The organism is Qipengyuania sp. (genome assembly GCF_042095715.1).
Taxonomy (GTDB): domain Bacteria; phylum Pseudomonadota; class Alphaproteobacteria; order Sphingomonadales; family Sphingomonadaceae; genus Qipengyuania.
On the sequence record NZ_JBELMO010000013.1, the window covers coordinates 15,747 to 28,482 of the forward strand.

The window sequence follows — 12,736 nt, forward strand, 5'->3', positions numbered from 1 at the left end:
CAACGAAAGGGGAGAGCACTTGGCCGACACCATCCTTGTCATCGATGCGGGAACCACCTCCACCCGCGCCATGCTGTTCGGTGCGGACGGCAAGCTTCACAAGGTGGCGCAGCGCGAACTGACGCAGCATTATCCGCGCCCCGGTTGGGTGGAGCACGACGTGGCCGAGATCTGGGAGCGCACGCTGGCCTGCGCGCGCGAGGTCGCAGGCCACGCCGCGCCCGGCATCGCCGCCATAGGCATCACCAACCAGCGAGAGACGGTGGTCGCATGGGACCGCGCCAACGGGCAGCCTCTCGCCCGCGCCATAGTGTGGCAGGATCGCCGGACGGCCGCCATGTGCGCCGCGCTGAAGGATGCGGGGCACGAAGACGCGGTGCGCTCCGCGACCGGACTTCTGCTTGATCCCTATTTCTCCGCTACCAAGATGCGCTGGCTGCTGGACAATGACGGGCAGGTTCGCGCGGCCGCACAGGGCGGTCGGCTGGCTCTGGGTACGGTCGAAAGCTGGCTGACCTTCAAGCTTTCGGGCGGCGTGCATGTCAGCGATGCCAGCAACGCCAGCCGCACGCTCCTGCTGCCATTAAAAGGGGCGCAGTTCGACGAAGGACTGTGCGATCTGTTCGGGATTCCGCGCGCCGCGCTGCCGCAGGTCGTCGATACCCACGGGCCGCTGTCCCAGAGCGATCCGGACTGGCTGGGTCGCGCAATTCCGATCTGCGGCATGATCGGCGATCAGCAGTCGGCGACGGTGGGGCAGGCGTGCCTCTCCCCGGGGGAAACCAAGGCCACCTACGGAACCGGCGCCTTCGTACTGACCAATCAGGGCGGGGCGGTGCCCACGTCGGACCACCGTCTGCTCGGCACGGTGTTGACGCAGCGCGACGGGGAGCGCCGCTATGCGCTCGAAGGATCCGTCTTTGTGGCCGGAAGCCTGGTGCAATGGCTGCGTGACAGCCTGGGCATCATTTCCAGCGCATCCGAAACCGAGGCGCTGGCCCGCTCCATTCCCAACAGCGGCGGGGTCATCATCGTACCCGCGCTGGCGGGGCTGGGTGCCCCGCACTGGCGGCCGGACGCGCGCGGCGTAATCAGTGGACTGAGCTTTTCCACCGGTCGCGCGCAGATCGCGCGCGCCGCGCTCGAGGCGATGGCGCATCAGACACACGATCTCGCCGAGGCGTTCTCAGCCGATGGCACCCCCTGGCAGACGCTTCGGATCGACGGCGGCATGAGCGCCAACGACTGGATGGCACAGGATCTCGCCGATTGTCTCGGGGTGACGGTGGAACGACCGGCCTTCGTGGAGACCACGGCTTTGGGCGCTGCACTTTGCGCTGCGGTGGGTGCCGGAATTCATTCGACGCTGGAGGATGCGGCGCAGTCCATGCGCGGCGAAACCCGCCAGTTCGAACCACGTGTGGACCGCAGCGACCGGGACGAACGCCTGGCCCGCTGGCGCAAGGCGCTGGCCGCCGCCTGATCGTGGGGGCGGTGTGCCGCTCGCGAGCTATTGCTGTTCGAAAGTGCTGGCGAGGCGGCTTTGCAGCGTCTTGGCCGGCCCTTCGTCACCCTCGCGCTGCAATTGCGTATCGAGGCGTTCGGCCCGCGCGTACAGCCGCTCGCTTTCGCGCACGAGCGCGCGGACCACGGGTTGCAGCCGATCCATTTGCACCGGGTCGCTGGGGCGGTCCTGCGATAGCTTGCCGCTCATGCGGACTTGTGCGGGGGTTAGCTCCCCAGCGAAAAAAGCGCGCTGGTTGAGCAGCCATGCCAGCAGGTTCATCAGCCGCGTGGTCGTGCGCAGCCCTTCGATCGAAAGGGCGATCCGCGCCGGTTCCGTTCCCGGCTCCACGGTTTCGCGGCTACGCATGTCGAATGTCGCGCGCGCCTCGTCGGCGAGCAGCAGGGTTTCCTCGTAGAGTTCTTCGACGACCTGGCGCCGAATTCTGTGCGTATTCATGTCGCCGCTTGCCTATTCCGCCGGGCTCGATCTAGCCAGATCGCATTCCTTAGCGTGCCAACAGTGGACATCCTCTTACGGTTCCGGGGGCATGGCCCCTTACGCGATGATATCGGGCAGCAGATTGTCCTCGATCATGAAGATCTGGTCGCGGATTGCGAGCTTGCGTTTTTTCAGCCGCATGAGCTGCAACTGGTCGCCCGTGCCGGACGCCGTCAGCGCGGCGATTGCGGCATCCAGGTCGCGATGCTCGATACGCAGGTTTTCCAGGCGCCTGATCAGTTCCTGTTCGTTCACCGGCCTCGCCCCGATCCTTGTTGTCCCGAATCCGTTCGTCGCGTTTTCGCCGCGCGCCGCGCCATAGTGGTCCATCCGGGGTTCGCAAAGCGTTTAGGGTATGGTTGTATGTTGCCCCAAGCGGCTCGACCGCCCCGGCGAGTCGCCCATCCCGAGGGTCGCACCCCTTGTTGGAAAGGAGAATGCGCTTATGCTTTCATCCCATGTCGACGCGCTGCAGTCCAAACACGCCGGATTGGACCACCGCCTTCAGCGGGAAATGGCCCGCCCCGCGCCCGACGCTGCGATGATTCGCGACATCAAGAAACAGAAGCTTCGTCTCAAGGAAGAAATAGCCCGCCTGTGACGGGCCGATACTGGCCCCCTTTCGCGAGGGGGCCGGTTGTTCTAGCGCACGGAGCATGACTGCCGCCTCCAGCGCCCGAATGATCCTGAATCGTCTTCACGAGGCCATGGCTTCGCGGGCGAATGCGCAACGCAAGCTCGACCAGGTGGTGGAGATCATTGGCGAGACGCTCGATAGCGAGGTGTGCTCGATCTATCTCCTGCGTGAGGGCGCGCTGGAACTGTTCGCCACGCGCGGCCTGAACCCAGATGCCGTTCACGTCACTCGCCTGGCCGTGGGCGAAGGGCTTGTGGGCACTATCGCCGCACATATCGAAACCCTCAATCTGGCGGAAGCCGCGGCGCATCCCGATTTCGCCTATCGCCCGGAAACCGGCGAAGACAAGTTCCACTCCTTTGCGGGCGTTCCGATCATCTATCGCGAACGCGCGATCGGTGCGTTGGCCGTACAGCATGCCGACCCGCGCCGTTACGAGGACGTGGAGATAGAGGCGCTGCAGACCACGGCAATGGTGCTGTCGGAACTCATTGCCCACAACGGGCTCGTGGACGAGGAATACGGGCGGGAGGCGGAGACCGGCCCCCGCATGCTGGAGGGCCTCACTCTGGTGAAGGGCCTCGCCACTGGGACCGCCGTATTCCACCAGCCGCGGATCACGATCGATCACGTCGTCGCCGACGACATCGAGGCGGAGAGGCAGCGGGTGTACCGCGCCTTCGACAAGATGCGCGACCAGATCGACGCATTGGGTAGCCAGCCCGAGTTCCGCAACGGCGGCGAACATGCAGAGGTTCTCGAAACCTACAAGATGTTCGCTTACGACGAGGGTTGGGGGCGCCGTATCAACGAGGCCATCGACAGCGGCCTCACCGCCGAGGCCGCGATCGAGCGTGTTCAGCAGCGCACGCGCATGCGAATGCGGGAGATCGACGATCCCCTTCTGGCCGATCGCATGCACGATCTGGAAGACTTGTCGAACAGATTGCTGCGGATCGTATCCGGGCAGCTTGGTACTGCCGCCACGCAGGGGCTGAGAGGCGATAGCATCCTGATCGCGCGCAATCTGGGCCCAGCGGAACTGCTGGAATACGACCGCCGTCGGCTGAAGGGCGTCGTCATGCAGGAAGGGTCGCTGACGGCCCATGTCGTGATCGTCGCGCGCGCGATGGGCATTCCGGTGGTGGGCCGGGTGCCCAATGTGATGGCGCAAGTCTCGGAGGGTGACGAAATCCTGCTCGATGGGGACAAGGGTTCGGTCACGCTGCGGCCGAGCCAGTCGATGGGCGAGGTGTTCGACGCGCGCTTCGCCAAGAGCCGCGAGCGCCAGCAAGCCTATGCGCAGATGCGCGAGGTCGAACCTTTCACGCGTTGCGGTACGCGCATCACGGTCAACATCAACGCCGGACTGCGCGACGACATGAGCATGCTGGCCATGACTGGCGCGGACGGTGTCGGCCTGTTCCGGACCGAGTTCCAGTTTCTGGTTTCGGCCACGCTGCCCCAGCGCGAGCGCCAGATGCGTCTCTATCGCGATGTGCTGGACGCGGCCGAGGGCAAGCCGGTGATCTTCCGCACGGTGGACATCGGCGGCGACAAGGCAGTGCCTTATCTCCAGAGTGATGCGCTGGACCGCGAGGAGAACCCCGCCATGGGCTGGCGCGCGTTGCGGCTGGCGCTGGAGCGTGAGGCGCTGCTCAAGGCTCAGGCGCGCGCCTTGCTGGAAGCGAGCGCCGGGCGCACGCTCAACGTGATGTTTCCGATGGTCAGCGAGCCATGGGAATTCGATGCCGCACGGCAGGTGTTCGACGATCAGATCGCCTTCCTCAAATCGCGCAAGAAACTGCTTCCCGAGGCGATCCGTTACGGCGCCATGCTGGAAGTGCCCGCTCTGGCGGAGGTGCTGGAACAGATGGTTCCGCGCGTGTCTTTCCTTTCGGTCGGCACCAATGATCTTACCCAGTTCCTGTTCGCTGCCGACAGGGCAAATCCCAAGCTGGCCGAGCGCTACGACTGGTTGAGCACGCCGGTTCTCCGCTTCCTCGACCGCGTGGCGAAAGCGCTGGTGGGTCAGTCGATCGATCTCAACGTCTGCGGGGAGATGGGCGGTCGCCGGCTTGAGGCGCTGGCTCTGCTGGGCATCGGCTATCGCCGTCTGTCGATCACGCCCGCCGCGGTCGGGCCGATCAAGGAATTGATCCGCAAGGTCGATCTGGCCGAGATCACAGGCGCGATGCAGGGCTGGCTTGCGAACCCGCCCCCTAACTTCCGCACGGCGCTTGGCGACTGGGCGGACGAGCGCGGCATCGAGATCGAGTGAACTCTCGTCGCATGGCCGGTGCGCCCGGTCTCGCGTATGCCCGATTTTTACTATATGATATGTTGACTTGGCGGTCGGCTTTCGACTGACTGGCGCAGTACACGAATAACCAAGGGGTCCAATGAACGAGGGTTCGGAAACCGAAACGCATCCCGACGCGGGGCGCCGCGCCGGGGCGATGCTGCGTAGCGCGCGCGAAGAGAGGGGGCTGGAGCTGGAGGCGATCGCCGCCAAGACGCGCATTCCGCTGCGTCATCTGGAAGCGATCGAGGCGGGCCAATTCGGGGAATTGCCCAGCCGCACCTATGCGATCGGATTCAGCCGAACCTATGCCCGGGAGGTCGGGCTGGACGAACGCGCGGTGCTTGATCAGGTACGCGCCGATCTGGCCGAGGAAGAACCGGGCCGACCGGCCCGGCCCGACCGTTTCGAACCCGGCGATCCCGCCCGCGTGCCTTCGCGCGGGCTTGCCTGGTTCTCGGTGGTAGCGGTAATCCTGCTCGTGGCAGGGGCTTTCACCTTCTATCGCACCTATTTCTCGCCCGGCCTGGGCCCGCCGCCACTTACCGAAGAGACGCCGCAGGCCGTGGCAGCGAACACTCAGCCGCGCGGCCCCGCGCACGCCGCCACCGACGCTCCCAGCGGGCCGGTCGTCTTCACCAGCCTGATGGATGGCACCTGGGTCAAGTTCTACGACGGCGCGGGCGAACGGCTTTACGAAGCGCAGATGGCGAAGGGGGAAAGCTACACTGTGCCATCCGACGCCCAAAACCCGCAGGTCTGGACCGGGCGCCCCTATGCATTGGCGATCACGGTGGGCGGACGGCAAGTTCCCAAGCTTTCTGAAGAAGACACGATCATCAAGGACGTGTCGATTACGCCCGAGGCTCTGCTGTCGCGGGGCACGGCACCAATCACGTCCGCCACACCCGCCGCGTAGGAAAACCGCCTTCACGCTCTCGACAGCTTGGCGTGGCTAGGTCACTCGCCGGCAATGAATTCGCTGAGGAGTAATCGAGTGCTGACCCAAGGGCTGACAATACGCCGGATGGCGCTGACGGGGGCCATCGCCGCCGGCCTGCTGGCGCCGCTTCCGGCCGCTGCGCAAAGCGATGCGGAAGTGCGGCTCAGGAAGGTGGAGGCAGAAGTGCGCGCGCTTCAGCGCAGGGTATTCCCCGGTGCGGACGGCAAGTATTTCGAACCCGAAATCAGCAGCCCAGCCCAGTCCACCTCTCCCGCCATCGGCGTGCCCAGCACCACCGCCCTGACCGACGTTCTCGCCCGGCTTGATGCGCTGGAAGGGCAATTGCAGCGTCTCACCGCCGCGAATGAGGAAAATGCCAACACGCTGCGCCTGCTTCAGGACCGGGTGGAAGGACTTGAAGCCGCTCGCACCGCGGCACCGGCGAGCACGACACCCTCGGGCAGCGCGACGGCGCCCCCCCGCGGCGAACTCCCCGCCGCGTCTGCGTCCTCATCTCCAGCCAAACCCACCCCGGCGAAGGCTACAGCGGGGCCCAGCCCCGAACGTCTGGCTGCCGTCCAGGCGGTGACCAAGCCCGACACCGGCAATGCTGGCGAGGACGAATATACCTACGGCTTCCGCCTGTGGGAGGCCAAGCTCTACCCAGAAGCGGCGCAGCAGCTCACCAGCTATGTCGAGAAATATCCGAGCCATTCGATGATCAGCTATGGCCGAAACTTGCTCGGCCGTGCCTATCTCGACGATGGCAAGGCGCGCGAGGCCGCGGCCTGGTTCCTCAAGAATTACCAGGAAGACAAGAACGGTGCACGCGCGGGCGACAGCCTACTGTTCCTGGCCGAAAGCATGGTGGCGCTGAAGGATACAAAACGCGCCTGTATCGCGCTGGCCGAGTTTGCCGAGACATACCCCGCGCTCGCTACCGGGCGACTGAAGAGCCAGTTCGATGCCGATCGTGGCAAGGCGAAATGCGGCTGAGAGACTGCCGATTGATACGGCGCCCCCGCCTGAACTGATCGCGCGCTTCGCCGCCGACCTCTCCGGCCTGTGGCCCGAGGGAGACGGCGGCGGAGCGCGGCTCGGCATCGCGGTTTCGGGCGGGCCCGATAGCCTTGCCCTGCTGGTGCTGGCCACAGAGGCGCTGCCAGGCCGGGTGGAAGCGGCCAGCGTCGATCACGGCCTGCGTCCGGAAAGCGCAGACGAGGCTGCATTCGTCTCCGACATCTGCGCCCGGATCGGGGTGCCGCACCGCATCTTGGCTGTTGAGGTCGCGCCCGGTAACCTCCAGAGCGAGGCCCGTCGCGCGCGCTATGCGGCACTGGCATTCTGGCTGGAGGAGCGCGGGCTGGCGGCGCTCGCCACCGCGCATCATCTCGACGATCAGGCCGAAACGCTGCTGATGCGGATGAACCGGGGTAGCGGGATCGCGGGTCTCGCAGGGGTGAGGGCGCGAGGCGAGGTGCCGCAAACCCCTCACCCCCTGCTGCGCCCCCTGCTGGGTTGGCGCCGAGGGGAATTGGAGTCGGTCGTCGCCGGGGTGGGCATCGTGCCCGTCCGTGATCCATCGAACCACGATGCCCGATTCGATCGGGTGCGGATCCGCCATGCCCTAGCCGGGGCCGACTGGATCGATCCCGAGGGGCTGGCGCGCAGCGCCGCGCATCTCGGCGAGGCGGAGCACTATATCGGCGAGCAGATCGCCCGTGCGTATCGCGAGCGGGTCACGCATGAGGGCGGGGGCGCCCGATACCGCCTGGGCTTGTCGGATTTCGAGGCGGTCGAAATCACGCTTCGCATCGTCGAGAAGCTAGGTGGCAAGGCCAGCCGCAGCGAAGCCGCCAATCTGGTGGCCCGCCTGCGCGCCGGGTCCAACGCCTCTCTGGGCGGTATCCTTGCCCGCCCGGACGGCGACGAATGGCTGTTCGCGCCGGAGCCGCCTCGCTCCGGCTAGACCCTGAGCTTCGCAGCGTCGCGCGCCAGCGCCTCTACCTTCGCCGCATCGACAGGTCCTTTGGGCGCGACCCAGCTTCCGCCCACGCAGAGGACGGGATCGAAAGCGAGCCATTCCGCTGCGTTGTCGGGGCTTATCCCGCCCGTGGGGCAGAAGCGGCATTGCCCGAAGGGTGCCGCCAGCGCCTTGAGCGCAGGCAGACCGCCCGCCGCCATCGCCGGGAAGAACTTGAAATGCGTGAGGCCCAGATCCATCCCGCGCATGATGTCGCCCGCATTGGCGATGCCGGGAAGGAAGGGAACGCCTTCGCGCAGCGCGGCCTTACCCAGCGGTTCGGTGAGGCCTGGCGAGACAATGAATTCGCTACCCGCATTCAGCGCCGCATCCAGATCCGCTTCGTTGGCGACGGTGCCGGCGCCCACGATTGCGCCGTCCACGGCCTTCATCGCGCGGATGGCGTCGAGCGCCACCGGTGTACGTAGCGTCACTTCAAGCACCCGCAGCCCGCCCGCCACCAGCGCCCTGGCCAGCGGTTCCGCCTGTGACAAATCGTCGACGACGATCACCGGGATCACCGGGGCGCTGGTCATGATGTCGGCGATAGTGGTCATTCGGTTACTCCGTGTTCCGCCACAAAGGCTGCGGCCGCGCCGAACAGGCCGGGCTGGGGGTGGACGATAAGCTTCACCGGAATCCCGGCCATCAGCGCCCCGAAGCGCCCCTTGGCGCGGAACCGTTCGGCAAAGCCGGACCGGGGCAGGTGATCGCGCAGCCGGTAACCCAGGCCGCCCGCGATCACGACGCCGCCGAATCCGCCCTGCGCCAGCGCGATGTCGCCCGCCACGCTACCCAATGACAGGCAGAACCGGTCTAGCGCGGCGGCGGCCAGACTATCGCCATCTTCCATCGCGCGCGTCCACAAAGTGACATCGTCTTCTTCCGCTACCGCGCGCCCTTCCATTGCCGCCAGCGTCTGGCGGATCGGGCCGATCGCGGGGCCGGATACCACGCGCTCTATCGATACGCGATTGTGCAGCTTGCGCAGCCGCGCGAGGATCGCATCCTCTATGCTGTCGAGCGGGGCGAAATCGATGTGCCCGCCTTCGGTGGCGGTCACGCGGTATTCGGCGCCCTTGCGCCACAAATGCGCGACGCCGAGTCCGGTACCGGGGCCCAGCACGCTGATGGTTCCTTCCTCCGCCAGCGGCTGATCGGGGCCGGCAATATGGACGAACTGATCGTCTGGCGCGCGCGCAACCGCATGGGCCACGGCGGCGAAATCGTTGACGATGGTCCAGTTTCCGACGCCCAGCTTCGATTCCATCAAGGCGGGCCGGATGATCCAGGGATTGTTGGTGAAACGGATCACCTCTCCTCCGACAGGCCCGGCCACCGACAGGCTCGCGCGCGGTGGCAGGCTGCCACCCTGGCGCTCACGGAAGTCCTCCCACGCTGTCTGGAAGCTGGCGTGGTCCTTGGTGTGAAGAGTCTCCGGATCGCCCAGCGTGATGGACCCGTCCTCGGATACGGAGGCGATGGCAAAGCGGGCATGGGTGCCGCCGATATCGACAGATACGATGTCAATCACAGTCCGGCCTCGCTCAGCATCGCCGATCCGCCGCGTTCCGCGCTGTCGGCCAGATGGCGGAACATGGCAAACAACTCGCGGCCGACGCCCATGTCCGCTCTGGGATCGGGCGTCACGTCGCGGCTTGCCAGATCGGCGGTTGTCGAAAGCTCTCCCGTCACCGCGCACACCTTCACCATGTCGCCATCGCGCAGTCGGGCCAGCGGCCCGCCCCCCAGCGCCTCAGGCGTGCAGTGAATGGCGGCGGGTACCTTGCCGCTGGCTCCGGACATGCGCCCGTCAGTTACCAGCGCCACGCGATATCCGCGATCCTGCAATACGCCCAGCGGCGGGGTAAGCTTGTGCAATTCCGGCATGCCGTTGGCGCGGGGCCCTTGGAAGCGGACCACCACCACCACGTCGCGATCCAGTTCGCCCTTGGCAAAGGCCTGCGCGACATCGTGCTGGGTCTGGAACACGCGCGCCGGCGCTTCGACCGTATAGCGTTCCGGATTCACCGCCGAACTCTTGAAGCAGGCGCGGCCGAGATTGCCGGTGAGGAGACGCATGCCGCCATCGGCCTGAAACGGTTTGGCGGCGGGGCGCAGCATCTCCGCATCCCCACTTTCCCCCGGATCATGCCAGGTCAGTTCGTCTCCGGTCATCTTGGGTTCGCGGGAATAGGTTTCGAACCCCTCGGCCCACACGGTGAGGATGTCGCCATGCGCCAGCCCCTCGTCCAGAAGCGTGCCGATGACATAGCCCATGCCGCCCGCCGCGTGGAACTGGTTCACGTCGCCCGATCCGTTGGGGTAGACGCGCGCGACCAGCGGGACGGCGGAGGACAGTTCGGCCAGATCGTTCCAGTCAAATGCGATGCCCGCCGCGCGCGCCATCGCCGGAATGTGGATCGCGTGATTGGTGGATCCACCCGTGGCGAGAAGGCCGATGGCCGCGTTCACGATGGCCTTTTCATCCACCACGCGCGCCATGGGGCGATAATCGTCGCCACCGGGGCGCATCGCGGCAAGGCGATGAACGGCGGCGCGCGTCACCTCCTGCCGAAGCGAAACGCCGGGTGGGACGAAGGCCGCGCCGGGCACGTGCAGCCCCATCATCTCCATCATCATCTGGTTTGAGTTGGCGGTGCCGTAGAATGTGCAGGTGCCGGGCGAATGATAGCTGGCGATCTCGCTTTCGAGCAGCTGCGCGCGGTCCGCCTTTCCTTCGGCGTAAAGTTGGCGGACGGCCTGCTTCTGCTTGTTGGGAATCCCGCTGGGCATCGGACCGGAGGGCACGAAGATCGCGGGCAGATGGCCGAAGCGCAGGGCACCGATGACGAGGCCCGGCACGATCTTGTCGCATATGCCCAGGAGCGCCATCCCGTCATACATCTGGTGGCTGAGCGCGACCGCGGTGGCGAGCGCGATGGTGTCGCGGCTGAACAGCGACAGCTCCATGCCGTCCTGTCCCTGCGTAACGCCGTCGCACATTGCCGGGGTGCCGCCGGCGACCTGTGCGGTGGCGCCAACCTCGCGCGCCCAGATCTTCATGCGTTCGGGGTATCGGCCATAGGGCTGATGCGCGGACAGCATATCGTTGTATGCAGTCACGATGGCTAGATTGGGCCCGACATAGGTCTTAAGCGCCTGCTGGTCCTCCTCCGCACCCGCATAGGCATGGGCGAGATTGGAACAGGCGACATCGCGGCGCGCGGGCGTGCGTTCCAACTCTCGCTCCATCAGCTCCAGATAGCGCGCGCGCCCATCGCGCGAGTTTTCGATCACCCTTCGGGTGACGCGGTGGATAACATCGTTGAGCGGCTTAATCGTCATGCCAGCTTACCCCATCTCGTTCGGCGAGCGCGATGGCGGCCGTCGGGCCCCAGCTGCCCGCGGTGTAGGTGCGCGGCGCGCGGCTTGCTTCGGCCCAGCCGGCACGGATCGCATCGATCCATTCCCACTGCGCCTCCACCTCGTCACGCCGCACGAACAAAGTCTGGTCCCCTTCGATCAGATCCAGCAGCAGCCGCTCGTAGGCGATGCGGCGATGCGTGCCTGTAAAGGCGTCGGGCATCGCGATGTCGAGCGGCACGCGGCGCAGGCGAATGCCCTCCCGGTCGAGCCCCGGCATCTTGGCCATCAGCGAAAGCTGGATATTCTCACGGGGCTGGATGCCGATCACCAGCCGGTTGGGCTTGGTATGCGCGCCGCGGTTAGCGAAGATGGAATAAGGCACGTCGCGGAATTGCACCACGATCTCGGTTATCCGCTTGGGCAGGCGCTTGCCGGTGCGCAGGTAGAAGGGCACGCTTTTCCAGCGCCAGTTGTCGACATGCGCGCGCAGGGCCACGAAAGTTTCGGTGTCGCTATCCTTGCCCAGTTCCTCGTCGTAACCGGGCACGGCCTTGCCGTCGATCGCACCGGCGCGGTACTGGCCGGTAACCGTTTCGGTTACCTCCGTCTTGCGGAGAGCGCGCAGGACCTTGACCTTTTCGTCGCGCACCGCGGTCGCGTCGAAGCTGGTGGGCGGCTCCATGCAGACGAGCGCCAACAGCTGAAGCATGTGGTTTTGCACCATGTCCCGCAGCGCGCCGGACCCGTCGTAATAGCCTACCCGCGATTCCAACCCGACCGTTTCGGCGACCGTGATCTGCACGTGTTCGATGTAGTTCGCGTTCCAGATCGGTTCGAAGAGAATGTTTGCGAAACGGAGCGCGAGCAAATTCTGGACCGTTTCCTTGCCCAGATAGTGATCGATCCGGAATATGCGGCTTTCGGGAAAGGCGCTGGCCACGGCATCGTTGATCTCGCAGCTTGTCGCCAGATTGGTGCCGAGGGGCTTTTCAAGCCCGATGCGCGCATTGCCTTCGGTAAGCCCCGCGTGCCGCAGCCCGGTTATGGTGGGTTCGAACAGGCTTGGCGCGGTCGAAAGGAAAATCGCCGTACCCGTCTTCCCGCCGTCCGCCTTGGCGGCAAGTTCGCGATAACCCTCCAGCGTCGTCGCATCGAGGGGCTGGTAGGTCAGCCGGTTCAGGAATTCGGCCATCTTCCCGCGCCGGTCCGTGGGCATATAGGTTTCCAGCGCCTTGCGCGCGAATTGCCGATAACCGTTGTCGTCGAGCTCGGAGCGTGCGGTCCCGACGATCCGCAGGTCCTGCGGCAGCAGGCCATCATTATCCAGCGCGCAGAGCGAGGGCAGGAGCATGCGCTGCGCCAGATCCCCGGTGGCACCGAACAGGATCAGGCGATCGGCGGTAAAATTCATGGACGCACAGCACTCCGGTCAAACAAGGAAATGTCGCGTAACAGCG

12 protein-coding genes are annotated in these 12,736 nt (G+C 65.8%); 6 read left to right on the forward strand and 6 right to left on the reverse strand.

The annotated features are described in order from the left end of the window. Window positions 1–19: 19 nt before the first annotated feature. Window positions 20–1,483, forward strand: coding sequence for a glycerol kinase GlpK (gene glpK / locus ACFDTG_RS05190; protein WP_375289955.1), 1,464 nt, complete (start codon window positions 20–22; stop codon window positions 1,481–1,483). Between the two features lie 27 nt (window positions 1,484–1,510). On the opposite strand, the gene ACFDTG_RS05195 is transcribed toward glpK, so the two are convergent. Next, on the reverse strand, window positions 1,511–1,963 hold the full coding sequence (locus ACFDTG_RS05195; RefSeq protein ID WP_375289956.1) for a DUF1465 family protein: 453 nt from the start codon (window positions 1,961–1,963) through the stop codon (window positions 1,511–1,513). A gap of 99 nt (window positions 1,964–2,062) precedes the next feature. Then, window positions 2,063–2,260, reverse strand: coding sequence for a YdcH family protein (locus tag ACFDTG_RS05200; protein WP_375289992.1), 198 nt, complete (start codon window positions 2,258–2,260; stop codon window positions 2,063–2,065). A 190-nt stretch (window positions 2,261–2,450) separates the two neighbouring features. Here ACFDTG_RS05200 and ACFDTG_RS05205 point away from each other — a divergent pair, with 190 nt between their 5' ends. The 5 genes from ACFDTG_RS05205 to tilS all read left to right on the forward strand — a co-directional run bounded on the left by ACFDTG_RS05205 (window position 2,451) and on the right by tilS (window position 7,856). Beyond that, a complete protein-coding gene (locus ACFDTG_RS05205; RefSeq protein WP_375289957.1) occupies window positions 2,451–2,606 on the forward strand; it encodes a YdcH family protein in 156 nt (51 codons plus the stop codon). A gap of 55 nt (window positions 2,607–2,661) precedes the next feature. Further along, window positions 2,662–4,923 (forward strand): phosphoenolpyruvate--protein phosphotransferase, encoded by a 2,262-nt coding sequence (gene ptsP / locus ACFDTG_RS05210; RefSeq protein WP_375289958.1) that lies wholly within the window; start codon window positions 2,662–2,664, stop codon window positions 4,921–4,923. 121 nt (window positions 4,924–5,044) lie between these two features. Beyond that, window positions 5,045–5,863, forward strand: coding sequence for a helix-turn-helix domain-containing protein (locus ACFDTG_RS05215; protein WP_375289959.1), 819 nt, complete (start codon window positions 5,045–5,047; stop codon window positions 5,861–5,863). A gap of 78 nt (window positions 5,864–5,941) precedes the next feature. Continuing rightward, complete coding sequence (locus ACFDTG_RS05220; RefSeq protein ID WP_375289960.1) at window positions 5,942–6,883, forward strand: tol-pal system YbgF family protein; 942 nt, start codon at window positions 5,942–5,944, stop codon at window positions 6,881–6,883. Further along, window positions 6,852–7,856 (forward strand): tRNA lysidine(34) synthetase TilS, encoded by a 1,005-nt coding sequence (gene tilS, locus ACFDTG_RS05225; RefSeq protein ID WP_375289961.1) that lies wholly within the window; start codon window positions 6,852–6,854, stop codon window positions 7,854–7,856. Before ACFDTG_RS05220 ends, tilS begins: the two co-directional genes overlap by 32 nt. On the opposite strand, the gene eda is transcribed toward tilS, so the two are convergent. The 4 genes from eda to zwf are packed head-to-tail and all read right to left on the reverse strand — an operon-like array spanning window position 7,853 to window position 12,690. Then, the gene (eda, locus tag ACFDTG_RS05230; protein ID WP_375289962.1) at window positions 7,853–8,467 is read right to left on the reverse strand and encodes a bifunctional 4-hydroxy-2-oxoglutarate aldolase/2-dehydro-3-deoxy-phosphogluconate aldolase; all 615 of its coding nucleotides are present in this window, start codon (window positions 8,465–8,467) and stop codon (window positions 7,853–7,855) included. The genes tilS and eda overlap by 4 nt on opposite strands. Continuing rightward, on the reverse strand, window positions 8,464–9,441 hold the full coding sequence (glk, locus tag ACFDTG_RS05235) for a glucokinase (RefSeq protein ID WP_375289993.1): 978 nt from the start codon (window positions 9,439–9,441) through the stop codon (window positions 8,464–8,466). The genes eda and glk overlap by 4 nt, the downstream gene beginning before the upstream one ends. Further along, complete coding sequence (gene edd / locus ACFDTG_RS05240; RefSeq protein WP_375289963.1) at window positions 9,441–11,258, reverse strand: phosphogluconate dehydratase; 1,818 nt, start codon at window positions 11,256–11,258, stop codon at window positions 9,441–9,443. The genes glk and edd overlap by 1 nt, the downstream gene beginning before the upstream one ends. Further along, window positions 11,248–12,690: a glucose-6-phosphate dehydrogenase gene (zwf, locus tag ACFDTG_RS05245; protein WP_375289964.1), complete on the reverse strand. Its 1,443-nt coding sequence runs from the start codon at window positions 12,688–12,690 to the stop codon at window positions 11,248–11,250. Before zwf ends, edd begins: the two co-directional genes overlap by 11 nt. Window positions 12,691–12,736: the final 46 nt, after the last annotated feature.